The following is a 25,078-nucleotide window of genomic DNA, read 5'->3' as shown; positions in this document are numbered from 1 at the left end:
AACCGACCGCGCAGCAGCGCAGCACAGCGATGACAACCTTCGCATTCGTATTCCCGGGCCAGGGCTCGCAGGCCGTCGGCATGCTCGACGGCTGGGGCGACCACCCCGCGGTCCGGCAGACCCTGCAAGAGGCCTCCGACGCGCTCGGCGAGGACGTCGCCAGACTGATCAGTGCCGGGCCGAAAGACCAGCTCGACCTGACAACGAACACGCAGCCGGTGATGCTGACCGCGGGCATCGCCTGCTACCGCGCATGGCTGGCCGAGACGGGGCGGGCGCCGAGCGTCGTCGCCGGGCATTCGCTGGGTGAATACACGGCGCTTGTTGCCGCCGGGTCGCTGACCCTGGCCGACGCGTTGCCGCTGGTGCGCTTCCGGGCGCAGGCGATGCAGGACGCGGTGCCGGTCGGCGTCGGCGCGATGGCGGCGATCCTCGGCATGGACGCGCAAGCGGTGCGCGACGGTTGCGCCGAAGTCGCGTCGGCGAGCGGCGACGCGGTCGAGGCAGTGAATTTCAATGACCCGAAGCAGACCGTGATCGCCGGCACCAAGGCCGGTGTCGAGCAGGCCTGTGAGGCGCTGAAGGCGAAGGGCGCGAAGCGCGCGCTGATGCTGGCGGTGTCGGCGCCGTTCCATTCGAGCCTGATGAAGCCGGCCGCCGAACGGCTGAAGGTTCGTCTGGCCGACCTGACGTTCGCGCCGGCGGCGATCCCCGTCATCAACAATGTCGATGTGGCGATCGAGACCGATCCGGCCGCGATCCGCGACGCGCTGTATCGCCAGGCCTTCGGCCCGGTGCGCTGGGTCGAAACCGTGCAGGCGATGCGTTTGCGCGGCGTCACGCACGTCATCGAGTGCGGTCCGGGCAAGGTGCTGGCCGGCATGGTCAAGCGCATCGATGCCGACGCGATCAGCGCGAGCGTGCTCGACCCGGCCTCGCTCGCCGACGTCAAGGGGCTGCTCGCATGACGACCGAACTGCAGATGGCGGGCCAGGTGGCGCTCGTGACCGGCGCATCGCGCGGCATCGGCCGCGCGATCGCGCTCGAGCTCGCGAAGCAGGGCATGAAGGTGGTCGGCACCGCGACCACCGACGCCGGCGCCGCCGCGATCGGCGAGGCGCTGAGCGCGTTTGCGGGCTGCAGGGGTCTGATGCTGAACGTCAACGACGGCGCCGGCGTCGATGCCGCAGTCGACGCAATCGTCAAGGAACACGGCGCGCTGCATGTCGTCGTCAACAACGCCGGCATCACGCGCGACACGCTGTCGATGCGCATGAAAGACGACGACTGGGACGCGGTCATCGACACGAACCTGAAGGCCGTGTTCCGCGTCAGCCGCGCGGTCACCCGCCCGATGATGAAGCAGCGCTACGGCCGCATCGTCAACATCACCTCGGTCGTCGGCGCAAGCGGCAACGCCGGCCAGGCCAACTACGCGGCTGCGAAGGCGGGCGTGGCCGGCATGACGCGCTCGCTGGCGCGCGAGCTCGGCAGCCGCGGCATCACCGTCAACTGCGTCGCGCCAGGCTTCATCGAGACCGACATGACGAAGGCGCTGTCCGAGGCGCAGACCACGGCGCTGATGACGCAGATCCCCCTCGGCCGACTCGGCCATGCGAGCGACATCGCGCACGCGGTCGCGTTCCTCGCGTCGCCGCAGGCCGGCTACATCACCGGCAGCGAGTTGCATGTGAACGGTGGGATGTTCATGAACTGATACGGGTGCGGCGCATTCGCCGACCCCCGCCGGATGGCCCGTCCGGCGTACGGCCGCCAGTCTCAGAGAAGACATCGGGGAGGCCGTAGAATCGCGGGCTGTTTCTGTAAACACACTCCCGGAGGAGTCATGAGCGATATCGAAGCACGTGTCAAAAAAATCATTGCCGAACAACTCGGTGTTCCCGAAGCCGATGTCATCAACGACAAGGCTTTCGTCGCCGACCTCGGTGCTGACTCCCTCGACACGGTCGAACTGGTGATGGCGCTCGAAGACGAGTTCGGCATCGAGATCCCCGACGAAGAGGCCGAGAAGATCACGACGGTGCAGCTGGCAATCGACTACGCCGTGAAGCACCAGAAGGCTGCGTAGGCAGGCCTTCGTTCCAGAACTCAGCGCAAAGTCCATGACCAGACGTGTTGTCGTGACCGGCCTGGGCCTGATCAGCCCCGTGGGCAACACGGTGCAGGAGGGCTGGGCCAACATCATCGCCGGGCGCTCCGGCATCGCGAACATCACGAAGTTCGACGCGTCGAACTTCGCCTGCAAGTTCGCGGGCGAGGTGAAGGGCTTCCAGGTCGAGGAGTACTTCCCGGCCAAGGATGCCCGTCACATGGACACCTTCATCCACTACGGGTTGGCGGCGTCGATCCAGGCGGTGCAGGACTCCGGGCTGGCAACCGGCGATGCGTTGACGGAAGAGCAGGCCGAGCGCATTGGCGTGCTCGTCGGTTCAGGGATCGGCGGCTTGCCGCTGATCGAGGAAACGCACGGCGAGCTGGTCGCGAAAGGCCCCCGTCGCATCACGCCGTTCTTCGTGCCGGCGTCGATCATCAACATGATCTCGGGCCACGTGTCGATCCGCTACGGCTTTAAGGGGCCGAACCTCGCGATCGTCACGGCCTGCACGACCGGCCTGCACAGCATCGGCATGGCGGCGCGGCTGATCGAGCACGGCGACGCCGACGCGATGGTCGCCGGCGGTGCCGAGTCGACCGTCTCGCCGCTCGGCGTCGGCGGCTTCACGGCCGCGCGGGCGCTCTCGACCCGCAACGACGACCCGCAGACCGCATCCCGCCCTTGGGACAAGGATCGCGACGGCTTCGTTCTCGGCGAAGGCGCCGGCGTGGTCGTGCTCGAAGAATACGAGCACGCGAAGAAGCGCGGCGCGAAGATCTACGCCGAGGTCGTGGGCTTCGGCATGGGTGCCGACGCGTACCACATGACCGCGCCCGACGTCGACGGCCCGAAGCGCTCGATGAAGGCCGCGCTGCGCAGCGCCGGGTTGAACCCGGATCAGGTGCAGTACCTCAGCGCGCACGGCACCTCGACGCCGCTCGGCGACCTGAACGAGACCAACGCGATCAAGCTCGCGTTCGGCGCGCACGCCAAGGACCAGCTCGTCGTCAGCTCGACCAAGTCGATGACCGGGCACCTGCTCGGCGGTGCCGGCGGCATCGAATCGGTGTTCACCGTGCTCGCGGTGAAGCACCAGATCGCGCCGCCGACGATCAACATCTTCAACCAGGATCCCGAATGCGACCTGGACTACTGCGCGAACACCGCGCGTGAGATGAAGATCGAACATGCCGTGAAGAACAATTTCGGCTTTGGGGGCACCAACGGCACGTTGGTCTTCAAGCGCGTTTGACGACGTCGCTGCCGCCGCCTCGACACCACCACCGCGCCCATGCGCGCAGCCCCGCCATTCCAGGTCACGCTGCATCGTTTCGGGGTGTGGCGCGGCGCAGTGATGGGGTTGGCCGGATCGGGGCTCGCGACGATGGCCGCCTGGCTGGCCTTGCAACAACGGCCGATCAGGCTGGCCATCCTCAGCGCGGCGATCCTCGCCGCGCTGGCGATCGTCGGGCTCAGCCGATCGTTGCTGCGCACGCCGGCGGCCCATCTGCGCTGGGACGGCCTCAGCTGGTACCTCGGCCCGAGCAGCGGCGAGCCGGTGGCGGGCGAACTGCACGTCGCGATCGATCTCGGCCCGTGGATGCTGCTGCGCTTCAGCCCGGCGGCCCCCGCAGCGTCATGGCGCGCGGCCTGGTTGCCGGCGCAGCGCCGCGGTCTCGAAGCACAGTGGCATGCACTGCGCTGCACGGTTCATTCGCCGCGGCCAACGCCGACCGACGAGTCGCCTGCCGAGCCCTAGCATGAACGGCATGCTCAGCCCCGATGCCGATGCGCCGCTGATCGCGCGCGTCAAGGCAGGCGATGTCAAGGCCTTCGAGATGCTGGTCGTCAAGTACCAGCGCCGCATCGAGCGCCTGATCGGCCGCATGGTGCGCGATGTCGATCTCGTGCCCGACATCGCGCAGGAAACCTTCATCCGCGCCTACCGCGCGATCCCGCAGTTTCGCGGCGACAGCGCGTTCTACACCTGGCTCTACCGGATCGCGGTGAACACCGCGAAGAAGGCGCTGATGGAACTGAAGCGCGATCCGCTGGTCACCGAATCGGCCCGCGCCTCGCGCGAGGACGAAGACGACAACAGTTCGCGCGTCGAAAACGAGCTCAGCAACGGCGAAACGCCCGACGCGGTGCTGGCGAGCAAGCAAATTGCGTCGGCAGTGAACTTTGCGATCGAAGCGTTGTCCGACGACCTCCGCCAGGCGATCACGCTGCGCGAGATCGAAGGTCTCAGCTACGAGGAGATCGCCGAGCTGATGAATTGCCCGATCGGCACGGTGCGATCGCGGATATTCCGCGCGCGCGAGGCGATCGCGCTGCGTCTGCGCCCGCTGCTCGACACGCGGGAGGGAGAGCGTTGGTGATGGTTGCTGGAGTGCCCTATGTTGAATGATTCCGAAGAGGTGAATGGGTCGGCGCACGAGCGTCTGTCTGCGCTGCTTGACGGCGAACTCGATGCCGGCGCTGTCGGGCAGGCTTGCGTGCAGTGGCGCGAGAGCGCCGAGTCGCGCGCGACCTGGCACGCGTACCGCCTGATCGGTGACGTGCTGCGCTCCGACGATCTGGCCGGCGACCCGGCGCGCGACGCGGGCTTTCTCGGCGCGCTGCGCGCCCGGCTCGCGGCCGAACCGGTCGTGCTGGCGCCGCGGCCGCTCGCCGTCGAACCCGCGCCGATCGCCCCGTCGGCTGCGGCGGTGCACGCGGTTGGCGAGGCACACCATGGCGCGCGGCGCCGGCACTGGATTGCGCCGACCGCGATCGCCGCCGGTTTCGTCGCGGCGGCCGGTGTGCTGACGCTGACCCTGACCCGCGGCGCCGGCGAGGCGTCCAACCGTGCGGCGGGCACCGACATCGCGCGTGCGGCCGCACCGGCGTCGATTGCGGCGCCGCTGACCGCGTCCAGCTTGATCGGCCCGGCGTCGCTCGGCGCCGAGCCGCAGGCCTTCGTCGCCAGCGGCCAGGTGATTCGCGATGCGCGCCTCGATCGCTACCTGGCCGCGCACAAGCAGTTCGCCGGCAGTTCCGCGCTGGGTGTGCCGTCGGCCTACCTGCGCAACGCGACCGCCGAAGTCTCGGGTCGCTGAGCGGATCGTGCAGCGCTGCTTCCCGTTCATCCAGTTCCGACGCTCTCGCGGCGCGCTCGCGCTGGCCGGCGCTTTCTGCGCGTTCTCCGTCGTGGCCGCGTCGGCGTGCGCACAGGCGAGCGCCGCAGGCGCCGATGTGCAGGCCCCCGACGTGCGTGCCTGGCTGCTGCGCATCCACGAGGCGGCGGGCCACCGCAACTTCCAAGGCACCTTCGTCGTCAGCGGCGGCGGGGCGGTGTCGAGCGCGCGCATCGCGCACTTCTGCGAAGGGCCGAACCAGTTCGAGCGCAGCGAGGCACTCGACGGCCAGACCCGCCATGTCTATCGGCACAACGACGTCGTGACCACGTTGTGGCCGGCGAGCCGCACCGCGATGGTCGAGCAGCGCGACCTGCTCGCGCAGTTTCCGGCGCTGCTGCAGGCCGGCGACGATCGCATCGCGGAGTTCTACGACGTGCGCCCGCAGGGGACGGGCCGGATCGCCGGTCGCGACGCCAACGTGCTCGTCGTCAAGCCGCGCGACGCCTACCGCTATGGCTACCGGCTCTGGGCCGACCAGGCTTCCGGGCTGCTGCTGCGCGCCGACGTGCTCGGCGAGCACCATGAGGTGCTCGAATCGTCGGCCTTTTCCGACGTCACGATCGGCGTCAAGCCGCAGCCCGAGTCGGTGCTGCAGCCGATGAAGCGGCTCGAGGGTTACCGTGTCGTGCGCCCGGTGCTGACGCCGACCAAGCTCGACGCCGAGGGCTGGGCGATGCGCCAGTCGGTGCCGGGCTTTCGCCAGGTCAGCTGCGTGAAGCGGCCGATGGAGACCGGAGCCGACGACAGTCGGCCCGCCACCGGGCCGCAGGTGCTGCAGGCGATCTTCTCCGATGGCCTGACCTACGTTTCGTTGTTCATCGAGGCCTTCGATCCGCAGCGCCACACGCGTCCGATGCTGGCCTCGGTCGGGCCGACGCAAACCTTGATGCAACAGCAGGGCGACTGGTGGGTCACCGTCGTCGGCGATGTGCCACCTGCGACACTGCGGATGTTCGCCAAGGGCCTGGAACGCAGCCGCAAATAGCCGGACCGCGCGTGTGCCGCCCCGCCCGCCCCCATCTCAGATCGAATCCTTTTGAACCCGCAACGCCTGGGGAGCCGACCTTGATCCAAGCATCACTGCCATCCGTTCACTGCGACGCGCACCGCCGCGTCTGGCTCGGCGCGCTCGCGCTCTGCCTGGGCATGACAGGTGCGCTGGCTGCGCCGCCGGTCGGCGCGCAGGGGCTGCCCGATTTCACCGAACTGGTCGAGAAGGTCGGTCCCGCCGTGGTCGGCATTCGCACCACCGAGCGTGCACGTTCGGCGCGCGGCGGGTCCGAGATGGATGAAGACATGCTCGAGTTCTTCCGCCGCTTTGGCATCCCGGTGCCGAACCAGCGCCCGAATCCGCGCGCGCCGCAGCAGCCGGCGCCCGATGCGGAGCCGCAGCAGCGCGGCGTCGGCTCCGGCTTCGTGCTGAGCGCCGACGGCTACGTGATGACGAACGCCCACGTCGTCGACGGTGCCGACGAGGTGATCGTCACGCTGACCGACGCGCGCGAGTTCAAGGCCAAGATCATCGGCGCCGACAAGCGCTCCGATGTCGCGCTCGTGAAGATCGATGCCGCCGGCCTGCCGACGGTGCGGGTCGGCGACGTGAACAAGCTCAAGGTCGGCGAATGGGTGATCGCGATCGGCTCGCCGTTCGGGCTCGAGAGCACCGTCACCGCCGGCATCGTCAGCGCGAAGGCGCGCGACACCGGCGACCTCGTCAAGCTGATCCAGACCGATGTCGCGATCAACCCGGGCAATTCCGGCGGGCCGCTGATCAACATGCGCGGCGAGGTGGTCGGCATCAACTCGCAGATTTACAGCCGCTCGGGCGGCTACATGGGGATCTCGTTCGCGATTCCGATCGACGAGGCGACGCGCGTTTCCGAGAGTCTGCGCACCAGCGGGCGCGTGATTCGGGGGCGCATCGGCGTCGCGATCGGGCCGGTCACGAAGGAAGTGGCCGAATCGATCGGCCTGGGCAAGCCGATCGGCGCGCTGGTCAGCAACGTCGAGTCGGGCGGGCCCGCCGAGAAGGCGGGTGTCGAGGCCGGCGACATCATCACGAAGGTCGATGGCCGCGCGGTCGACAAGTCCAGCGACCTGCCGCGCATGGTCGGCGGCGTCAAGCCGGGCAGCAAGACGGTGTTGCAGCTCTTCCGCCGCGGCGGCTATCGCGACGTCAGCGTCACGGTGGTCGAGTTCGAGGCCGAACGCGTGGCGAGTGCGGCGGGGCGCGATCAGGCCAAGCCGCCATCGGCCGCCGCGCCCGGCGTGCTGGGCCTGGCGGTGGCCGATCTCACCGATGCGCAACGGCGCGAGTTGAAGATCAAGGGCGGCGTGCGCGTCGAGAGCGTCGACGGCGCCGCCGCCAAGGCCGGCGTGCGTGAAGGCGACGTGCTGCTGTCGATCGACAACACCGAGATCGCGAGCGCCAAGCAATTCGAGACGACGGTTGCGAAGCTCGACAAGGCGCGGGCGGTGACGCTGCTGGTGCGGCGCGGCGAGGTCGTCAACTTCGTGATCGTCAAGCCCGTCCGCTGACCCGAAAGCCGGTCGCCGCCGCAGGTCTTTCCGCCACATGGGACCTGGGCAGCTGTTACAACTTCCCGCCGGAGCGGTCCAGGTCCAGTGACGAACGGGTCAATAAGTTGGCGATTGCTCACATCGGGCGACCTGTGACGGATTGCTGCCGCCGGACGCTAGAATCGACGCCTTGTCGGGATGCATTTTGCTGAATCGCGCAACGAAAACGAAGCGGCAAAACTATCCCCAAGACATCCACAAGCATTTGTGGATAAGCTGTTGATGGATTTCGCTGTTGGCAGGCTGCAACGACGAGAAATCGAGCAACGGCGCGGTTTGCGGCCAGCCTCTTTTGACTACAATGAAATCCCAACAAGCAGTTGCCATACGTTTTGTTGGAAGGCGCGTCATTGATTCGACGTGCCTTTTTTTTGTTTCCAGCCCGGCCCTTCGGGCCTTCACATCGCTTCGCGATATGAGCCTTCAACGCAACGGCTGCGCCGTTGTGATTTCGCGTTGATGCTCTCGTCAAACACATCGCAGCAAGCATGGATCACATCAGAAACTTTTCGATCATTGCCCACATCGACCACGGCAAGAGCACGCTTGCCGATCGCCTGATCCAACGCTGCGGCGGCCTGTCGGATCGCGAGATGGAAGCCCAGGTGCTCGACTCGATGGACATCGAGCGCGAGCGCGGCATCACGATCAAGGCGCAGACCGCGGCGCTCGAATACAAGGCGCGCGATGGCCGCGTCTACAACCTGAACCTGATCGACACGCCGGGCCATGTCGACTTCTCGTACGAGGTGAGCCGCTCGCTGTCGGCGTGCGAGGGCGCGCTGCTGGTGGTCGATGCGAGCCAAGGCGTCGAGGCCCAGACGGTCGCGAACTGCTACACCGCGCTCGACCTCGGTGTCGAGGTGATCCCGGTCCTGAACAAGATGGACCTGCCGAACGCCGACCCGGAGAACGCGAAGGCCGAGATCGAGGACGTGATCGGCATCGACGCCGAGCACGCGATCCCGTGCAGCGCGAAAACCGGCGAGGGCATCGACGAGATCCTCGAGGCCGTGATCGCGCGCATGCCCGCGCCGCGCGGCGTGGTCGACGCGCCGCTGCGCGCGATGATCATCGATTCATGGTTCGACAACTACGTCGGCGTCGTGATGCTGGTGCGCGTCGTCGACGGCACGCTGACGAAGGGCGAGCGCATCCGCATGATGGCCAGCGACGCGGTCTACGGCGCCGACAACCTGGGCGTGTTCACGCCGAAGTCGGTCGCGCGCGAGCGGCTCAGCGCCGGCGAGGTCGGGTTCATCATCGCCGGCATCAAGGAACTGCAGGCGGCGAAGGTCGGCGACACGATCACGCTCGAGAAGAAGCTGCCGAACAACAAGGGCGTCGCGCTCGAGGCGCTGCCGGGCTTCAAGGAGATCCAGCCGCAGGTCTTCGCCGGCCTGTTCCCGACCGAGGCAAGCGAGTACGACCAGCTGCGCGACGCGCTCGAGAAGCTGAAGCTCAACGACTCGTCGCTGCGCTACGAGCCCGAGGTCAGCCAGGCGCTGGGTTTCGGTTTCCGCTGTGGCTTTCTCGGCCTGCTGCACATGGAGATCGTGCAGGAGCGGCTCGAGCGCGAGTTCGATCAGGACCTGATCACGACCGCGCCGTCGGTCGTCTACGAGGTCGAGCTCGGCGACAAGAGCGTGATCCGCGTCGACAACCCGTCGAAGATGCCCGACCTCGGGCGCATCGCCGAGATCCGCGAGCCGATCGTCACGGTGCACCTGTACATGCCGCAGGACTACGTCGGCCCGGTGATGACGCTGGCCAACGTGAAGCGCGGCAACCAGATCAACATGGCCTACCACGGCCGGCAAGTGATGCTGACCTACGAGATGCCGCTGGCCGAGATCGTGCTCGACTTCTTCGACAAGCTGAAGAGCGTGTCGCGCGGCTACGCGTCGATGGACTACGAGTTCAAGGAATACCGCGGCGCCGATGTCGTCAAGGTCGACATCCTGCTCAATGGCGACCGCGTCGACGCGCTCTCGATCATCGTGCACCGCAGCCAGAGCCAGTACCGCAGCCGCGCGGTCGTCGCGAAGATGCGCGAGCTGATTTCGCGCCAGCAATACGACGTCGCGATCCAGGCCGCGATCGGAGCCAACATCATTGCGCGTGAGACAATCAAGGCCTTGCGCAAGAACGTCATCGCCAAGTGCTACGGCGGTGACATCTCGCGCAAACGCAAGCTCCTCGAAAAGCAAAAGGCCGGCAAGAAGCGCATGAAGCAGATCGGCTCTGTGGAAGTGCCGCAAGAAGCCTTTCTGGCCATCCTCCAGGTGGAAGATTGATGGCTGCACTGACCGGTTTGCTCTATGGCTTTCTCGTGGTGTTTCTCGGTGGCTGGTACTTCGGCAAGTGGAGCGGAAACTTCTCGCTGCTGCTGCTGATCCTGACCGTCGTCACCTTCGGCTACTGGCTCGCCGAACGCTTCGTCTTCGCGCCGCGCCGCGCCGCCGCCGCCGCCACGCTCGAGCAACAAGACGCCGCGCGTCGCGCCAAGCTCGCCGGGCAAGGCATCACGAAGGTCGACGACAACGTCGCGCAGGCGCGCGAGACGCTGCTCGCGCAGCCCTGGTGGCTCGACTGGACCGCCGGGCTGTTCCCGGTGATCCTGGTGGTGTTCCTGCTGCGCTCGTTCCTGTTCGAGCCGTTCAAGATTCCGAGCGGCTCGATGATCCCGACGCTGCTGGTCGGCGACCTGATCCTCGTCAACAAGTACCACTACGGCATCCGGCTGCCGGTGATCAACAAGAAGATCGTCGCGAATCACGACCCGCAGCGCGGCGACGTGATGGTGTTCCACTTCCCGAAGGACCCCAGCATCGACTACATCAAGCGCGTCGTCGGCGTACCGGGCGACGAGGTCTCGTTCCGCGACCAGCGCATCTACCTGAACGGCGTGGCCGTGCCGATGGAGCAGCTGCCGCCGCCCGGCTTCTACGACGAAGACCTGCGCCAGTACTTTCCCGAATTCAAGGAGAAGCTCGGCGAGACCGAGCACAACATCCTGCTGAACGTGCGCAGCCAGCCGTTTTACGGCGCCGAAGACAAGATAACGTTCCCGTTCCGCGAGAACTGTCGCTACAGTGCCGAGGGCGTGACCTGCAAGGTGCCGCCCGGCCACTATTTCATGATGGGCGACAACCGCGACAACTCGCAGGATTCACGCTTCTGGGGTTTTGTCCCTGACGAAAACATCGTCGGCAAGGCATTCTGGATCTGGATGAACTTCAGCAGTCCGAAACGTTTCGGCGGCTTCCAGTGAACAACGATCGGTCCCGCGACAGGAGCTTCAAGCATGAGGGTTGAGCATCACCAATCGGCAGGCCGGCAGCGCGGCATCACGCTCTTCGGGCTGATGCTGTGGGCCATCGTGGTCGGCTTTGTCGCGCTGATCGTGATGAAGGTCCTGCCCACGCTGAACGAGTATTTCACGATCCAGAAGGCCGTGAACAAGATCGCGAACGAAGGCGGAACCACCGTGCCCGAGATCCGCGCCGCGTTCGAGCGCACCAAGGACATCGAATACTCGATCACGTCGATCACGGCGAAAGACCTGAACATCACCAAAGAGAACGACAAGGTCGTGATCGGCTTCGCCTACGACAAGGAGATCGAGCTGATCAGCCCGGTCTTCCTGCTGATCAAGTACGAGGGGCGCTCGAAGTAGACTGTCGGTCGATGATGGACACCCGCCTGGACGCACTGCAGCGGCGCATCGGCCACCGCTTCGAGGATGCGCGGCTGCTGAGCCGCGCACTGACGCACCGCAGCTACGGCGCCGATCACAACGAGCGGCTCGAATTCCTCGGTGATGCGGTGCTCAGCCTGGTGATCTCTGGCCTGCTGTTCGAGCGCTTCGCCGGCTCCGACGAAGGCGATCTGACCCGCGTGCGCGCGCACCTCGTGCGTGAAGAGAGCTTGCATCGCGTGGCCTTGCAACTGGCCTTGCCCGAGGTGCTGCACCTCGGCGAAGGCGAGGCGCGCGGCGGCGGCGCGCAGCGCGCGTCGATCCTGGCCGATGCGCTCGAGGCCTTGATCGGCGCCACTTTTCTCGACGGCGGCTTCGATGCCGCGCGCACCGTCGTCAAGGGCTTGTTCGGCGAGATCATCGCGACGACCGACATCGCAAGCTGGTCAAAAGACGCGAAAACCGAACTGCAGGAATGGCTGCAGGCCCGCCGCCTGCCGGTACCGACTTACCGCATCAGCGCGACGCGCGGCCAGGCGCACGCGCAGACCTTCGAGGTCGAGTGCGTCGTGCCGGCGCTGAACCTGGTCGAGGAGGGCGTCGGCCGCTCGCGCCGGGTGGCAGAGCAGGAGGCCGCACGCCGCATGCTCGACGCCCTGAAAAAGAGCGATCAGCCCGGCAGCCCATTGCAATCCTGAGGGTCCGATGACCACCGACAACGAAACTTCTTCCGACGCGAACGCGCCGGCCGCACAGCGCTGCGGGCTGGTCGCCATCGTGGGCCGGCCGAACGTCGGCAAGTCGACGCTGCTGAACGCGCTGGTCGGCCAGAAGGTCAGTATCACGTCCGCGAAAGCGCAGACCACGCGGCACCGCATCACCGGCATCCGCACCGTCGACGAGGCGCAGTTCGTGTTCGTCGACACGCCCGGCTTCCAGACCAAGCACAGCGCGGCGCTGAACCGCACGCTGAACCGGACCGTGCAGGGCGTGCTCGGCGATGTCGACGTCGTGCTGTTCGTCGTCGAGGCCGGCCGTTTCGGGCTGGACGACGCGAAGGTGCTGGCGCTGATGCCCCCCGGCAAACCGGTCTTCCTGATCGCCAACAAGCTCGACGCGGTGGTGCGCCGGGCCGATCTCGCGCCCTGGCTGAAGGGCATGCAGGAGCGCCACGCGTTCGCCGAGTTCGTGCCGCTCTCGGCGAAGAAGGATGCCGATGTGCAGCGCCTGCTCGGCATCGTCAAACCCTACCTGCCCGAGCAACCCTGGTTCCACGACGAAGACGCGCTGACCGACCGGAGCGAGAAGTTCCTCGCCAGCGAGATCATCCGGGAGAAGCTCTTCCGCCTGACCGGCGACGAGCTGCCCTACACCTCGACCGTCGTGATCGACAAGTTCGAGGAAGAAGGCAACCTGCGGCGCATCTCGGCCAGCATCGTCGTCGAACGCGATGCTCACAAGGGCATGGTGATCGGCAACGGTGGCGAGCGCCTGAAGCGCATCGGCTCCGAGGCGCGCCAGGAACTCGAGACACTGATGGACGCGAAGGTCTTCATCGAGCTGTGGGTCAAGGTGCGCTCCGGTTGGGCCGACGACGAAGCACACCTGCGTTCCTACGGCTACGAGTAGGAATGACGACCCCAAGGCGCCTTCGGCACCGGCCCCCGAGGGGCGCTCAGGCCGCTTGGGGCGGCCCGGCGCTGGCCTGAGGCCGCCGATGGCGACCCGCGCGCCGCGTTACGCCGCGACGCTCGCGGCCTATGTGCTGCACCGCTACGACTGGAGCGAATCGAGCCTGATCCTCGACCTGTTCACGCGCGAACAGGGTCGGCTCGCGGTGGCCGCGAAGGGCGCGAAGCGGCCGTATTCGCAGCTGCGCAGCGTGCTGCTGCCGTTCCAGCGCATCAACGTCTCGCTCGGCAAGGCGGCGGTCGCCGATGCGGGCGGCAGCGAGGTCCAGACCCTGCGCGGCGCCGAATGGGCGGGCGGCGCCGCGATGCTGACCGGTGCCGCGCTGTTCAGCGGTTTTTACCTGAACGAGCTGCTGATGAAGCTGCTCGCGCGGCACGACCCGCACCCGGCGCTGTTCGATGTCTACGCGGCGACCCTGCCCGAGCTGGCCGTCGCTGACGAAGCGCAGGCGCAGGCTGCGCTGCGCGCCTTCGAGCTGAGCCTGCTGCAGCAGATCGGCCTGTTGCCCGACCTGAGCCTGCTGACCCTGACGCAGCAGCCGGTGCGGCCGGACGCCCGCTATGCCTTGCTGCCGGATGCCGGCGTTGCCGCGGCGCGCGGCGGCGAAGGCGAGCTGAGCGGCGACGCGCTGATCGGCCTGCAGGCAGCGCTCGAACATGGCAGCCTGCCTGCGCTGCAGCACGCCTGCCGGCAATGCCTTGCCGCGCTGAAGCTGCCGCTGCGGGCGATGATCCAGCATCACCTCGGCTCGACCGTGCTGCGCACGCGCCAGGTCATGACGGGCCTGCAAAGCCTGTAGATTCGCGACCATGAACCCACTCCTTACCACCGGCCTCGATGCGCGGCGCGGCGCGGCCGCGCTGTCGGTCAACGTCAACAAGGTCGCGTTGCTGCGCAACACGCGGAGCTTGAGCATCCCGAGCGTGCTGCGCGCCGCGAGCTTTGCGCTCGAAGCCGGCGCACACGGCATCACGGTGCACCCGCGGCCCGATGAGCGCCACATCCGCCGCCATGATGTCTACGAGCTCGCCGGGCTGATGCAGCAATGGCCGCAGGCCGAATACAACATCGAGGGCAACCCGTTCCACAACCTGATGGAGCTCGTGCGCGACCTGGTCGCGAAGGGGTTGCCGGTTCACCAGGTCACCTTCGTGCCCGACAGCGTCGAGCAATCCACCTCCGACCACGGCTGGCAGCTCCCGCAGGACGCGCAGCGCCTGGCCCCGCTGATCGCCGACGCGCGCGCGCTGGGCGTGCGCGTCAGCCTGTTCATGGATCCGCTGCCGCAGGCGATGGCCGCGGTGCGCGAACTGCGTGCCGACCGCGTCGAGCTCTACACCGAGACCTTCGCGCGCGCGCATTTGGCGGGCGAGGGCGACACGGTGCTGCCGGCGTTCGCCGCGACCGCCCGCGCAGCGCTGAACGAAGGGCTCGGCATCAACGCCGGCCACGACCTGAACCGCGACAACCTGACCGACTTCCTGCGCGCGGTGCCCGGCGTCCAGGAGGTCTCGATCGGCCACGCGCTGATCGCCGATGCGCTCGAGCTCGGCTACACCGAGACCGTGCGCGACTACCTGCGCTGCATTCACCGGGTGGCCGAGCCCACATGATTTACGGCGTCGGCACGGACATCTGTGACGTGCGCCGGATCGCGACGACGCTCGCGCGCCGCGGCGAGCGCTTCGCCGAAAAGGTCCTCGGCCCGCATGAAATCGAGGTCTTCCGGATGCGCCGCGCGAAGGTCGAGGCGCGCGGCGTCAGCTACCTCGCGACCCGCTTCTCGGCGAAAGAGGCGTTCTCGAAGGCCATCGGCCTGGGCATGCGCATGCCGATGACCTGGCGTGATTGCGAGATCGTCAAGGCACCGAGCGGCAAGCCGCAGATCCGGCTGCACGGCGCGCTCGCCGAGTGGTTCGAGACGCGCCGACTGCGGGCGCACGTCAGCGTGACCGACGAGACCGATTACGCGGCGAGCTTCGTCGTCGTCGAATCCAGAGAAGAAGAACCCAAGGGATGACCATGCCGATCCAACACGCGCCCGTCGTGCTCGACATCGCCGGCACCACGCTGAACGCCGACGACCGTCGCCGCCTCGCGCATCCGCTGAGCGGCGGCCTGATTCTGTTCGCGCGCAACTGGCAGGACCGCGCGCAGCTGACCGAGCTGACGAGCGAGATCAAGTCGATCCGCCCCGATGTGCTGATCTGCGTCGACCACGAAGGCGGTCGCGTGCAGCGCTTTCGCACCGACGGCTTCACGCACCTGCCGCCGATGCGCGTGCTCGGCGAGATGTGGATGAACGATGGCCGGCGCGGCCCGGGCAGCGGCGCACTGGACGCGACCGACGCCGCCACCGCGGCCGGCCAGGTGCTCGGCGCCGAGCTGCGCGCCTGCGGCGTCGACTTCAGCTTCACGCCGGTGCTCGACCTCGACCACGGGCGCAGCGCGGTGATCGGCGACCGCGCGTTCCATCGCGATCCGCGTGTCGCATGCCTGCTCGCGAAGAGCCTGATGCACGGCCTCCTGCTCGCCGGCATGCACAACTGCGGCAAGCACTTCCCCGGTCACGGTTTCGTCGCGGCCGACAGCCACCTCGCGCTGCCGGTCGACCCGCGCAGCCTGAAGGCGATCCTCGCCGATGACGCGCGGCCCTACGAGTGGCTGAGCACCAGCCTGTCGAGCGTGATGCCGGCGCACATCATCTACCCGAAGGTCGACAACCTGCCGGCCGGCTTCTCGGCGCGCTGGCTCAAAGACATCCTGCGCCAGCAACTCGGCTTCAACGGCGCGATCTTCAGCGACGATCTCAGCATGGTCGGCGCGCGCCGCATCAACGGCGCCGACGTGAGCTTCGCCGAAGCGGCCGCGGTCGCGCTGAACGCCGGTTGCGACCTGGTGCTGCTGTGCAATCAATCGAAGGACGGCGGCCGCAAGGTCGACGAGCTGCTCGATGGCCTGGCCGACGCGCAGGCCCAGGACCACTGGCAACCCGATCCCGACAGCGAGGCGCGCCGCCTCGACCTGCTGCCGCAGACCGCGCCGTTCACCTGGGACGAGCTGATGCACTTGCCGGCCTACCAGCACGCACTCGAACGGCTGCCGTGATCGCGATGTGCTGAACGAAAAAACGCCGCCGGGCGTGAGCCGCGGCGGCGTTTGCGTTCAGGGGCCCGAGGGCGTCAGGGCTGCGGCTGCGAGCCCGGTGCGTTCTCGAACGGCAGCTTGATCTGCGACAGGTCCTTGCGCGTCTCGACCAGCACGAGCGGGCCCTCGTCGATCACCGGCGCCGGCTTGCGCTCGCGCGGCACATGCGTTGGCGCCGGCTCGGCGGCCATCGCGGCCTGCACCGCGCGGATCTTCTCGGCGTCGGAGTTGACCCATTGCAGGCCGGCCGATTCGGCCACGGCCTGCAGCGAGTCCAGCGGCAGCTCGAACGCGGCCACAGGCGCCGGTGCCGGGACCGGTGCAATCACCGGCGCCGCGACCGGAGCGGCCACCGGTGCCGGCGCTGCCACCGGAGCGGCCATCGCGACGACGGGCTCCGGCTGCACCGGGCTGACCGCGGTCGGCGTCAACCCGCGCGACTCGTCGTCATGCAGGGGCTGCGGTGCTTCGGTGACCTCCGCCTCGTGGAAGGCCTGTGCAGCCAGCGCGCCGCGCTGGATCAGGCCCTCGTCGGCGCCGCCGGCGACCTGCTCGGCGCCGGCCTCCGGGCTGCGCTCGCGACGATTCCGATCGCGGCCGCGGCCGCGGCGGCGGCCTTCGCCGGGTTCGCCACCTTCGGCACGCGGCGCGTCGATCGGCGCCTCGCGATCGTCGCCGGCGCTTGCCCCTTCGGCAAGCTCGCCGCCCGCCTCTGTGTGCTCGGCAGCGGCCGGCATGCCGGGCTGGCCCGCTTCCGCACCAGCCACGGTCGCGTCGCGGTCACGACCACCACGGCCACCGCGCCGGTTGCGACGGCGGCCACCCTGGCGCTCGCCCTGGGTTTCGCCGCCCTCGGGCGCTTCGGCGCCGGGCAAGGTGTCGACGAAGGCTTCCGGTGACACCGCGTCGGCCGCGGCGGCACCTTCGGCGGCCGGACCCGGGCGCCGTGCTTCGCCACGCTCGGGGCGCGGGCCGCGACGGCCTTCGCCACCGCGCTCGCCACGCGGCTCGCCGCGCCCTTCGCCGCGGTTCTCGTCGCGTGCGCCGCCGCGCGGGCCGCGCTCTTCGCGAGTCGCGTCGAGCGCTTCACCGCGTGCGCCTTCTTCACCGGCGGGGCGGTCGGCGCTGCGATCGGGGCGACGGCCACGGCCCTCGCCGCGAGCCTCGCCACCGCGCTCGCCACGGCCTTCGGCACCACGCTCACCACGGCCTTCGCCACGCTTGCCGTCACGGCCGCCATCGCGTCCGCCACGGCCACCGCGGCCGCCGCGCTCGCCGCGGCCCTCGCCACGTGCCTCGGCCGGCTTCGCGGCCACCGGGGCCGGTGCGGGGGCGGGTACGGCCGACGGCTCGGCGCCGAACATCTTCTTGACCCAGCCGAAGAAGCCGCCGCCGGCGGCCGGCGCCGGAGCGGGCGCAGCGGCCGCCGGGGCGGGAGCCGGCACGACGATCGGGGCCGCCTTCGGTGTGGCGATCGGTGCCGGCGTCTCGGGCAGGATGCCCTTGATGACCGGCTCCTGCTTGGCCTTGGTCTTCTCGCGCCGCGTGATGCCGACTTCCTCTTCGGGCTCGTCGATCATCGTGTAGCTGGCCTGCAGGTTCTCGAGGCGCGGGTCGTCGTGGCGCAAGCGCTCCAGGCGATAGTTCGGTGTCTCGAGCGCCTTGTTCGGCACCAGCAGCACGGTGACGCGCTGCTTCAGCTCGATCTTCGTGATCTCGGTGCGCTTCTCGTTGAGCAGGAACGAGGTCACCTCGACCGGCACCTGCACGTGCACCGCCGCGGTGTTGTCCTTCATCGACTCTTCTTGCACCATGCGCAGGATCTGCAGCGCCGACGATTCGGTGTCGCGGATGTGGCCGGTGCCGTTGCAGCGCGGGCAGGTGATGTGCGAGCCCTCGCTGAGGGCCGGGCGCAGCCGCTGGCGGCTCAGTTCGAGCAGGCCGAACTTGCTGATCGAGCTGAACTGAACGCGGGCGCGGTCCTGGCGCAGCGCGTCGCGCAGCCGGGTCTCGACCTCGCGGCGGTTCTTCGACTCCTCCATGTCGATGAAGTCGACGACGATCAGCCCGCCCAGGTCGCGCAGCCGCATCTGGCGCGCGATCTCGTCGGCGGCTTCGAGGTTGGTGCGGGTGGCGGTTTCCTCGATGTCGGAGCCGCGCGTCGAGCGCGCCGAATTGACGTCGACCGAGACCAGCGCCTCGGTGTGGTCGATCACGATCGCGCCGCCCGACGGCAGGTTCACGGTGCGCGAGAACGCGGTCTCGATCTGGTGCTCGATCTGAAACCGGCTGAACAGCGGCGCGTCGTCGCGGTAGCGCTTGACCTTGTGGGCCGTCTCCGGCATCACATGGGCCATGAACTGCTGGGCCTGGTCGTAGATGTCGTCGGTGTCGATCAGGATCTCGCCGACATCGGCGGTGAAGTAGTCGCGGATCGCGCGGATCACCAGCGAGCTTTCCTGGTAGATCAGGAACGCGCCCTTGCCGGCCTTGGACGCGCCGTCGATCGCGCTCCAGAGCTTGAGCATGTAGTTCAGGTCCCACTGCAGCTCGGGCGCGCTGCGGCCGATGCCGGCGGTGCGCGCGATCAGGCTCATGCCCTTCGGGTACTCGAGCTGGTCGAGGTTCTCCTTCAGCTCCTCGCGGTCCTCGCCTTCGATGCGGCGCGAGACGCCGCCGCCGCGCGGGTTGTTCGGCATCAGCACGAGGTAGCGGCCGGCCAGCGAGACGAAGGTCGTCAGCGCCGCGCCCTTGTTGCCGCGTTCTTCCTTCTCGACCTGGACCAGCAGTTCCTGGCCGTTCGAGATGCAATCCTGGATGCGCGCATCGCGAACGCTGGCGCCTTCGCGGAAGTAGTTCTTCGAGATTTCCTTGAACGGCAGGAAGCCGTGGCGGTCTTCGCCGTAGTCGACGAAGCAGGCCTCGAGCGACGGCTCGACGCGCGTCACGACGGCCTTGTAGATGTTGCCCTTGCGTTGTTCACGGCCTTCGATCTCGGTCTCGAAGTCCATCAGCTTCTGGCCATCGACGATGGCCAGGCGACGCTCTTCGGGCTGCGTCGCGTTGATCAGCATGCGTTTCATTCTTGTGCACTCCTTCGCACGGCCGCCGCTTTCGGGGTCGGGCCGCGCCACTACCTGCAGTCGCTTCCCGGCGGATGCCGGTGGGCGACGATTCGATGCACGAGAAACGGAAACGAAGCGAAGGGTGTCGCCCTGGACTGCAGTGTTCGGCGGTGGTCAGCAGACCGGCCGAACGGGCAGCGTTGGCGCGTGCGCGACAGCGACCGGGGCGCATGTCGGCCACCGCCGAGCCACGCCGGACGAGCTTGCCGCAGCGCAGGCTGTTGGCCTGGGCAGCAAGCGCGCGTGGCGCCGTGGTTCGCAGATGGGGATCGACATCAGCCGGGGTCCGCTGGGTGCAAGCAGGAGCTTCGGATTCGACGCCGTTCGTCGATGACGAAGGTTCGGCGCGATTCGGGTCTCCTGCCCGGGAAAACCTTTGATAGGGCTCGTTCTTTGTTAGCTCTTCCGCTTCGAGCCGTGGGCCGCGCCGTCACTTGGGGCCGGCGCCCGCTTCGGGCATCGAGGCGTTGCATCACCTTTGTCGTCAGACCCTTCGGGTCCGACCGCCGCGTGTTGCGGTGTGCTGATGGCGGCCGGCTCTGACACCGGCCTTAAACTCTGAAAAATCAAACACTTACAGCAGCAACGTGGTGCGACGCATTATAGGGGCCAATCGGATGGCCGCACCGGGCGCCCAGCCGCCGGCGGCCGCGAGCGCGCCGGCTGTCCAGCGTGTCGTCGTCGACGAGGCCTCGGAAGGGCAGCGCCTCGACAACTTTCTCGTCAAGTTGCTGAAGGGCGTGCCGAAGACGCACGTCTACCGCGTGATCCGCTCCGGCGAGGTGCGCGTCAACAAGGGCCGCGCCGGTGCCGACACGCGCCTGGCGCTCGGCGACGAGGTCCGGGTGCCGCCGGTCCGGGTGGCCGATCGCAGCGCGGCCCCGGCAGCGCCGGCGCGCGAGTTCCCGATCGTCCATGAAGACGAGTTCCTGATCGCGATCGACAAGCCGGCCGGCGTCGCGGTGCACGGCGGCAGCGGCGTCAGCTCGGGCGTGATCGAGCAGCTGCGCCAGGCGCGCCCGGGTGCGAAGTTTCTCGAACTCGTGCACCGGCTCGACAAGGAGACCTCGGGCCTGCTGCTGATCGCGAAGAAGCGCTCGGCGCTGGTCGCGCTGCAGGACCAGCTGCGCCAGCGCGGCGGCGACAAGGCCATCGGCAAGACCTATGCGGCGCTGGTGGTCGGCACGTGGCCGGCGAACCGCAAGGTCATCGACGTGGCGCTGCACAAGTTCCTGACGACCGGCGGCGAGCGCCGCGTGCAGGCCGTGGCCGAGGACCACGACGCGGGCCGGCGCTCGATCACGCTGGTGCGGGTCGCGCGCCAGTTCGACGCCTTCGCTCTGCTCGACGTGACCATCAAGACCGGCCGCACGCACCAGATCCGGGTGCACCTGACGCACGAAGGGCACCCGATCGTCGGCGACGAGAAGTACGGCGACTTCGCGCTGAACAAGGCCGTCGCGCGTGGCGAGGCGGTGCCCGGCGTGCGCTTCGACCGCATGTTCCTGCATGCCCGCAATCTCCGCTTCACGCACCCAGGAACCGGCGCGGCGATCGAGCTCGAAGCGCCGTTGCCGGCAGAATGTGAAGCCTTCCTCCACGCGCTTGCGCGTCCCGCCCACCGATGACTCCGCTTCGCAACTTCGACCTGATCGCGTTCGATTGGGATGGCACATTGTTCGATTCCACCGCGCTGATCGCGCGCTGCATCCAGGCCGCCTGTGCCGATGTCGGCGTCGCGGTGCCGACCGACGAACAGGCCAGCTACGTGATCGGCATGGGCCTGGTCGACGCCTTGCAGCATGCGGCGCCGGAGCTGCCGCCCGAACGCTACCGCGAGCTCGGCGCGCGCTACCGCGAACACTACTTCGCGCGCCAGCACGAGATCGTGTTCTTCGAGGGCACGCTGGCGATGCTGCAGGCGCTGAAGGCGCGCGGCCATCGGCTGAGCGTGGCGACCGGCAAGTCGCGCCGCGGGCTCGATGCGGCGCTGGACACATCGGCGCTGCGCGGCCTGTTCGACGCGACCCGCACCGCCGACGAGACCGCGTCGAAGCCCGACCCGCGCATGCTGGTCGAGTTGATGGACGAGTTCCAGGTCGCACCCGAGCGCACGCTGATGATCGGCGACACCACGCACGACCTGCAGCTCGCGCTGAATGCCGGCACCGCGAGCGTCGGCGTCAGCTACGGCGCGCACGACCACGCGTCGTTCGCCGGCTTCGGTGCGCGGCATGTCGCGCATTCGGTGGTCGAGCTGCACGACTGGCTGGTCCGGCATGGTTGAGCGGCCGATCATCCTGCTGCCGCGCGAACCGGTGAAGCCCGAGCCGCTGCCGCTGTGCGCGTCGGTCGAACTGGTCGAGAAGGGCAACGCCTTCGTCTTCGACGTGCTGCACTTTCGGGAGCCCGCACGTGCCTTCGCGCTGCGCTTCGACGGCCGTGTCGTCGCCTACCTGAATCGCTGCCTGCACGTGCCGACCGAGATGGATTGGCAGTACGGCGAGTTTCTCGACAGCGGCAAGGAATTCATCATGTGCTCGATCCACGGCGCCGTGTACGAGCCGCTGACCGGCCGCTGCGCCGGCGGCCCGTGCGGGCGCGGCCGGCTCACGGTGATCGATGCGTTCGAACGCGACGGCCAGGTCTATTGGTATCCTTCCCGCGACACCCAACCCGCCTTCGCCGCCTGATCCGGCGCGAGGCCACGAGGCCCCCATGAGCACCCCTGAAGACCAACTGCCGCCGGTCGAACCCGCGGCCGCCACTGTCCCTGCCAGCACGATCGCCGCCGCCCGCCAGGCCTCCTGGGACAGCGCCGCCGAGCAGTTCGCGCGCGGCATGCTGCGCGAGCGCCGCAGCGAGCGCCGCTGGCGCAACTTCTTCCGCCTCTCGTGGTTGCTGCTGGTGATGGCGGTCGCCTACGCCGTCTTCGCAGCGCGCAACCACGCGGCGGCGCAGACCGGCCCGCACACCGCGCTGATCGAGATCCGCGGCGAGATCGCCGCCGGTGCCGAGGCGAGTGCCGAGAACCTGCTGCCCGGCATCAAGAGTGCATTCGAGGACGACGACGCCAAGGCGGTCGTGCTGCGCATCAACTCGCCCGGCGGCAGCCCGGTGCAGGCCGGCATCATCAACGACGAGATCCGCCGGCTGAAGAAGCTGCACCGGAACAAGAAGGTCTACGCGGTCGTCGAAGAGACGTGCGCGTCGGGCGCCTACTACATCGCGGTGGCGGCCGACGAAATCTACGCCGACAAGGCCTCGGTCGTCGGCTCGATCGGCGTGCTGATGGACAGTTTCGACGCGACCGGTCTGATGGAGAAGGTCGGTGTCTCGCGCCGTCTGTTGACGGCCGGCGAGAACAAGGGCATCGGCGACCCGTTCTCGCCGCTGCCGCCGAAGCAGCGCGAGTTCATCCAGGTGATGCTCGACCAGATTCACCAGCAGTTCATTTCGGTCGTGAAGTCCGGTCGCGGTGCGCGCCTGAAGCAATCGCCGGAGCTGTTCAGCGGCCTGTTCTGGAACGGCCAGCAGGCGCTCGAGATGGGTCTGATCGACCACCTCGGCAACCTCGACCAGGTGGCGCGCGACGTCGTGAAGGCCGAAGAGGTGATCGACTACACGCCGAAGGAGAACGTCGCCGAGCGGCTCGCGAAGAAGTTCGGCGCGGCGATCGGCGCCGGCGCGGTGAAGGCGATGCCGGGCGCGTTCACGATCCGCTGATGGGCGCGGCGGGCTGCCGCAGCGGGTACCGCTGCGGCCGTGCTGCCGCTACGATCCCGCGATGGACACCGCATCGCCGGTCGCCGTCGCCACGAACGCCGAACTGCGCCTGCAGCTGCTGCGCACGCCGCAGCTCTGGTGCGGCGGCCGCGCAGTCGCGCTGAACCGGCTCGACGCCGCGCTGCTCGCGCTGCTCGCACACGACGGCCCGACCTCGCGCGCTCGCGCGCTCGCGCTGCTGTGGCCCGGCACCGACGAGGCGGCCGCGCGCAACCTGTTGCGCCAGCGCCTGTTCCGGCTGCGCCGCGCGGCGGGCTGCGAACTCGTCGGCGCGTCCACCACGCGGCTCGCGCTGCCCGAGGGCATGGCGCATGACCTGCGCGATCCGAGCGCGGTGCTGCTGGACGATCCCGAGGCCGCCGCCGGCGAGCTGCTGGGCGACTTCGCGTACGACGAGCTGAGCGAGTTTCGCGACTGGCTCGATGGCGCTCGCGAGCGCTGGCGCGCGTGCCGGCGCGAGGCGCTGCGCGCACTGGTGCAGCGCTTCGAGCGGCAAGGCCAGCCGACACGGGCGGTCGCGCTGGCCGAACGCCTGATACGCGACGAGCCGCTGCACGAGCCGGCCCACCGGGCGCTGATCCGGCTGCACTACCTGTGCGGCGACCGCAACGCCGCGCGCTGCGCGCTCGCGCGGCTGCGCGCYGCGCTGGCGCGCGACCTGGGCGTGGCGCCCGGCGCCGAGACCGAGGCATTGGCCGCGCTGATCGAAACCAGCGCCGCGCTGCCCGAGCCGGCCGCGGCGCACGTGGCGCCGGTGGCGACGCTGCGCCCGCCGCGCCTGATCGGGCGCGATGCCGCCTGGCACACGCTCGAATCGAGCTGGCGCGACGGCGCGCCGGCGCTCGTGCTCGGCGAGGCCGGGATCGGCAAGTCGCGCCTGATCGACGACTTCGCGCGCGCGCACGGCGCCGTGCGCGTCGCCGCGCGACCCGGCGACGCCCATGTGCCCTTCGCGCTGCTCGCGCGCCTCGCCGCCGAGCTCGGTGCGTCGAGCAGCGTGCCCTGGGACGCGCCGCGGCTGACCCGGGCGCTGGCGCACCGGCACGCCGCCGGCATCGTGCTCGACGACCTGCATTTCGCCGACGAGGCCTCGCTCGAACTGCTGCCGGCGCTGCTCGCCACGCCGCCACGGCCGTGGCTGCTGGCGGCGCGCGCGCACGAACGGGTGGCCGGCGCCGACTGGCTCGCCGAGCTGCCGGTGCAGATCGAGCTCGCGCCGCTCGCGGCCGACGCAGTGCATGAGCTGCTGGGGTCGCTCGCACTGCCGGGCATCGATGCGCGGGCGTGGTCCGACCGCGTCTTCCGCCACAGCGGGGGCAACCCGTTCTTCGTGCTCGAAACCGTGCGCGCGCTGCTCGAACCCGGCACCGGCGCGTGGGCCGACACCGAGCTGCCGGCGCCCGGCAGCCTGCAGCGGCTGATCGCGGCCCGTCTCGCCAAGCTCTCGCCGGCGGCGCTGAAGCTGGCACGCGTCGCGGCCCTCGCAGCGGCCGACTTCAGCGTCGACGTGGCCGCGGCGGTGCTCGACCAGCATCCGCTCGATCTGCTCGATGCCTGGCGCGAGCTCGAGGCCGCCGACGTGGTGCGTGGCCAGGGGTTCGCCCACGACCTGATCCGGCAGGCGTGCCGCGCCGCCGTGCCCGAGGCCCTGCGCGCGTGGCTGCACGGCCGCATCGGCGCGGCGCTCGAGGCGCAGCACGCGGCGCCGGGGCGGATCGCGCCGCATGCGCGCGCGGCCGGCGAACTGCAG

General features: G+C 68.8%; 24 protein-coding genes. 23 read left to right on the top strand and 1 reads right to left on the bottom strand.

The features are described 5' to 3' along the window. Positions 1–29 precede the first annotated feature (29 nt). From fabD to nagZ, 18 genes are all read left to right on the top strand, one after another. Entirely contained in the window at positions 30–968 is a 939-nt protein-coding gene (gene fabD / locus AC1DTW_RS22485) for an ACP S-malonyltransferase (RefSeq protein ID WP_477983618.1), read from the top strand. Next, positions 965–1,717 (top strand): 3-oxoacyl-ACP reductase FabG, encoded by a 753-nt coding sequence (fabG, locus tag AC1DTW_RS22480; protein WP_477983617.1) that lies wholly within the window; start codon positions 965–967, stop codon positions 1,715–1,717. Before fabD ends, fabG begins: the two co-directional genes overlap by 4 nt. Positions 1,718–1,846: 129 nt before the next feature. Continuing rightward, the gene (gene acpP / locus AC1DTW_RS22475) at positions 1,847–2,089 is read left to right on the top strand and encodes an acyl carrier protein (RefSeq protein WP_056465023.1); all 243 of its coding nucleotides are present in this window, start codon (positions 1,847–1,849) and stop codon (positions 2,087–2,089) included. A gap of 34 nt (positions 2,090–2,123) precedes the next feature. After that, positions 2,124–3,368: a beta-ketoacyl-ACP synthase II gene (gene fabF / locus AC1DTW_RS22470; protein ID WP_477983616.1), complete on the top strand. Its 1,245-nt coding sequence runs from the start codon at positions 2,124–2,126 to the stop codon at positions 3,366–3,368. Positions 3,369–3,407: 39 nt separating this feature from the next. Beyond that, positions 3,408–3,875: a hypothetical protein gene (locus AC1DTW_RS22465; protein WP_477983615.1), complete on the top strand. Its 468-nt coding sequence runs from the start codon at positions 3,408–3,410 to the stop codon at positions 3,873–3,875. A 10-nt stretch (positions 3,876–3,885) separates the two neighbouring features. After that, positions 3,886–4,497, top strand: coding sequence for an RNA polymerase sigma factor RpoE (gene rpoE / locus AC1DTW_RS22460; RefSeq protein WP_477983663.1), 612 nt, complete (start codon positions 3,886–3,888; stop codon positions 4,495–4,497). A gap of 18 nt (positions 4,498–4,515) precedes the next feature. Next, on the top strand, positions 4,516–5,217 hold the full coding sequence (locus tag AC1DTW_RS22455) for a sigma-E factor negative regulatory protein (protein ID WP_477983614.1): 702 nt from the start codon (positions 4,516–4,518) through the stop codon (positions 5,215–5,217). A 7-nt stretch (positions 5,218–5,224) separates the two neighbouring features. Then, positions 5,225–6,283: a MucB/RseB C-terminal domain-containing protein gene (locus AC1DTW_RS22450; RefSeq protein WP_477983613.1), complete on the top strand. Its 1,059-nt coding sequence runs from the start codon at positions 5,225–5,227 to the stop codon at positions 6,281–6,283. A 161-nt stretch (positions 6,284–6,444) separates the two neighbouring features. Beyond that, a complete protein-coding gene (locus AC1DTW_RS22445; RefSeq protein WP_477983662.1) occupies positions 6,445–7,836 on the top strand; it encodes a DegQ family serine endoprotease in 1,392 nt (463 codons plus the stop codon). Between the two features lie 530 nt (positions 7,837–8,366). Then, a complete protein-coding gene (gene lepA / locus AC1DTW_RS22440; RefSeq protein WP_477983612.1) occupies positions 8,367–10,175 on the top strand; it encodes a translation elongation factor 4 in 1,809 nt (602 codons plus the stop codon). After that, on the top strand, positions 10,175–11,152 hold the full coding sequence (lepB, locus tag AC1DTW_RS22435) for a signal peptidase I (protein WP_477983611.1): 978 nt from the start codon (positions 10,175–10,177) through the stop codon (positions 11,150–11,152). The genes lepA and lepB overlap by 1 nt, the downstream gene beginning before the upstream one ends. Before the next feature lie 33 nt (positions 11,153–11,185). Further along, complete coding sequence (locus AC1DTW_RS22430; RefSeq protein ID WP_477983610.1) at positions 11,186–11,557, top strand: DUF4845 domain-containing protein; 372 nt, start codon at positions 11,186–11,188, stop codon at positions 11,555–11,557. Positions 11,558–11,571: 14 nt separating this feature from the next. Then, positions 11,572–12,276, top strand: a complete 705-nt coding sequence (rnc, locus tag AC1DTW_RS22425; protein ID WP_477983661.1) for a ribonuclease III — start codon at positions 11,572–11,574, stop codon at positions 12,274–12,276. Positions 12,277–12,283: 7 nt separating this feature from the next. Further along, the gene (era, locus tag AC1DTW_RS22420; RefSeq protein ID WP_477983609.1) at positions 12,284–13,207 is read left to right on the top strand and encodes a GTPase Era; all 924 of its coding nucleotides are present in this window, start codon (positions 12,284–12,286) and stop codon (positions 13,205–13,207) included. A gap of 88 nt (positions 13,208–13,295) precedes the next feature. Further along, entirely contained in the window at positions 13,296–14,069 is a 774-nt protein-coding gene (recO, locus tag AC1DTW_RS22415; protein ID WP_477983608.1) for a DNA repair protein RecO, read from the top strand. Between the two features lie 10 nt (positions 14,070–14,079). Next, on the top strand, positions 14,080–14,883 hold the full coding sequence (locus AC1DTW_RS22410) for a pyridoxine 5'-phosphate synthase (RefSeq protein WP_477983607.1): 804 nt from the start codon (positions 14,080–14,082) through the stop codon (positions 14,881–14,883). Next, positions 14,880–15,290, top strand: coding sequence for a holo-ACP synthase (gene acpS, locus AC1DTW_RS22405; protein WP_477983606.1), 411 nt, complete (start codon positions 14,880–14,882; stop codon positions 15,288–15,290). Before AC1DTW_RS22410 ends, acpS begins: the two co-directional genes overlap by 4 nt. Beyond that, positions 15,287–16,378 (top strand): beta-N-acetylhexosaminidase, encoded by a 1,092-nt coding sequence (nagZ, locus tag AC1DTW_RS22400; RefSeq protein ID WP_477983605.1) that lies wholly within the window; start codon positions 15,287–15,289, stop codon positions 16,376–16,378. The genes acpS and nagZ overlap by 4 nt, the downstream gene beginning before the upstream one ends. A 74-nt stretch (positions 16,379–16,452) precedes the next feature. On the opposite strand, the gene AC1DTW_RS22395 is transcribed toward nagZ, so the two are convergent. Beyond that, positions 16,453–19,500, bottom strand: coding sequence for an Rne/Rng family ribonuclease (locus AC1DTW_RS22395; protein ID WP_477983604.1), 3,048 nt, complete (start codon positions 19,498–19,500; stop codon positions 16,453–16,455). A 659-nt stretch (positions 19,501–20,159) separates the two neighbouring features. On the opposite strand from AC1DTW_RS22395, the gene AC1DTW_RS22390 reads away from it, so the two are divergent. From AC1DTW_RS22390 to AC1DTW_RS22370, 5 genes are all read left to right on the top strand, one after another. Further along, complete coding sequence (locus AC1DTW_RS22390) at positions 20,160–21,170, top strand: RluA family pseudouridine synthase (RefSeq protein WP_477983603.1); 1,011 nt, start codon at positions 20,160–20,162, stop codon at positions 21,168–21,170. Further along, complete coding sequence (locus tag AC1DTW_RS22385; RefSeq protein WP_477983602.1) at positions 21,167–21,829, top strand: HAD family hydrolase; 663 nt, start codon at positions 21,167–21,169, stop codon at positions 21,827–21,829. Before AC1DTW_RS22390 ends, AC1DTW_RS22385 begins: the two co-directional genes overlap by 4 nt. Continuing rightward, a complete protein-coding gene (locus tag AC1DTW_RS22380; protein WP_477983601.1) occupies positions 21,822–22,235 on the top strand; it encodes a Rieske (2Fe-2S) protein in 414 nt (137 codons plus the stop codon). Before AC1DTW_RS22385 ends, AC1DTW_RS22380 begins: the two co-directional genes overlap by 8 nt. A 25-nt stretch (positions 22,236–22,260) precedes the next feature. Beyond that, positions 22,261–23,268 carry a signal peptide peptidase SppA gene (sppA, locus tag AC1DTW_RS22375; protein WP_477983600.1) on the top strand — a complete coding sequence of 336 codons (1,008 nt, stop codon included), beginning with the start codon at positions 22,261–22,263 and terminating at the stop codon, positions 23,266–23,268. Positions 23,269–23,329: 61 nt separating this feature from the next. Beyond that, on the top strand, positions 23,330–25,078 hold a 1,749-nt coding region (locus AC1DTW_RS22370; protein ID WP_477983599.1), incomplete at its 3' end, for a BTAD domain-containing putative transcriptional regulator.

Source organism: Rhizobacter sp. P5_A1 (assembly GCF_056400745.1).
Note: the sequence above shows the minus strand (reverse complement) of the source record. Positions and strands in the feature narration are given on the sequence as shown.

Excerpts from the sequence above, each read along its gene's own strand:
- AC1DTW_RS22455 (WP_477983614.1), top strand. The coding sequence starts at position 4,516 with ATGTTGAATGATTCCGAAGAGGTGAATGGGTCGGCGCACGAGCGTCTG.
- AC1DTW_RS22410 (WP_477983607.1), top strand. The coding sequence starts at position 14,080 with ATGAACCCACTCCTTACCACCGGCCTCGATGCGCGGCGCGGCGCGGCC.
- lepA (WP_477983612.1), top strand. The coding sequence starts at position 8,367 with ATGGATCACATCAGAAACTTTTCGATCATTGCCCACATCGACCACGGC.
- AC1DTW_RS22465 (WP_477983615.1), top strand. The coding sequence starts at position 3,408 with ATGCGCGCAGCCCCGCCATTCCAGGTCACGCTGCATCGTTTCGGGGTG.
- AC1DTW_RS22385 (WP_477983602.1), top strand. The coding sequence starts at position 21,167 with ATGACTCCGCTTCGCAACTTCGACCTGATCGCGTTCGATTGGGATGGC.
- AC1DTW_RS22430 (WP_477983610.1), top strand. The coding sequence starts at position 11,186 with ATGAGGGTTGAGCATCACCAATCGGCAGGCCGGCAGCGCGGCATCACG.
- AC1DTW_RS22395 (WP_477983604.1), bottom strand. The coding sequence starts at position 19,500 with ATGAAACGCATGCTGATCAACGCGACGCAGCCCGAAGAGCGTCGCCTG.
- AC1DTW_RS22445 (WP_477983662.1), top strand. The coding sequence starts at position 6,445 with ATGACAGGTGCGCTGGCTGCGCCGCCGGTCGGCGCGCAGGGGCTGCCC.
- AC1DTW_RS22380 (WP_477983601.1), top strand. The coding sequence starts at position 21,822 with ATGGTTGAGCGGCCGATCATCCTGCTGCCGCGCGAACCGGTGAAGCCC.
- acpP (WP_056465023.1), top strand. The coding sequence starts at position 1,847 with ATGAGCGATATCGAAGCACGTGTCAAAAAAATCATTGCCGAACAACTC.
- AC1DTW_RS22390 (WP_477983603.1), top strand. The coding sequence starts at position 20,160 with ATGGCCGCACCGGGCGCCCAGCCGCCGGCGGCCGCGAGCGCGCCGGCT.
- fabG (WP_477983617.1), top strand. The coding sequence starts at position 965 with ATGACGACCGAACTGCAGATGGCGGGCCAGGTGGCGCTCGTGACCGGC.
- era (WP_477983609.1), top strand. The coding sequence starts at position 12,284 with ATGACCACCGACAACGAAACTTCTTCCGACGCGAACGCGCCGGCCGCA.
- sppA (WP_477983600.1), top strand. The coding sequence starts at position 22,261 with ATGAGCACCCCTGAAGACCAACTGCCGCCGGTCGAACCCGCGGCCGCC.
- lepB (WP_477983611.1), top strand. The coding sequence starts at position 10,175 with ATGGCTGCACTGACCGGTTTGCTCTATGGCTTTCTCGTGGTGTTTCTC.
- rnc (WP_477983661.1), top strand. The coding sequence starts at position 11,572 with ATGGACACCCGCCTGGACGCACTGCAGCGGCGCATCGGCCACCGCTTC.
- nagZ (WP_477983605.1), top strand. The coding sequence starts at position 15,287 with ATGACCATGCCGATCCAACACGCGCCCGTCGTGCTCGACATCGCCGGC.
- recO (WP_477983608.1), top strand. The coding sequence starts at position 13,296 with ATGGCGACCCGCGCGCCGCGTTACGCCGCGACGCTCGCGGCCTATGTG.
- fabD (WP_477983618.1), top strand. The coding sequence starts at position 30 with ATGACAACCTTCGCATTCGTATTCCCGGGCCAGGGCTCGCAGGCCGTC.
- fabF (WP_477983616.1), top strand. The coding sequence starts at position 2,124 with ATGACCAGACGTGTTGTCGTGACCGGCCTGGGCCTGATCAGCCCCGTG.
- rpoE (WP_477983663.1), top strand. The coding sequence starts at position 3,886 with ATGCTCAGCCCCGATGCCGATGCGCCGCTGATCGCGCGCGTCAAGGCA.
- acpS (WP_477983606.1), top strand. The coding sequence starts at position 14,880 with ATGATTTACGGCGTCGGCACGGACATCTGTGACGTGCGCCGGATCGCG.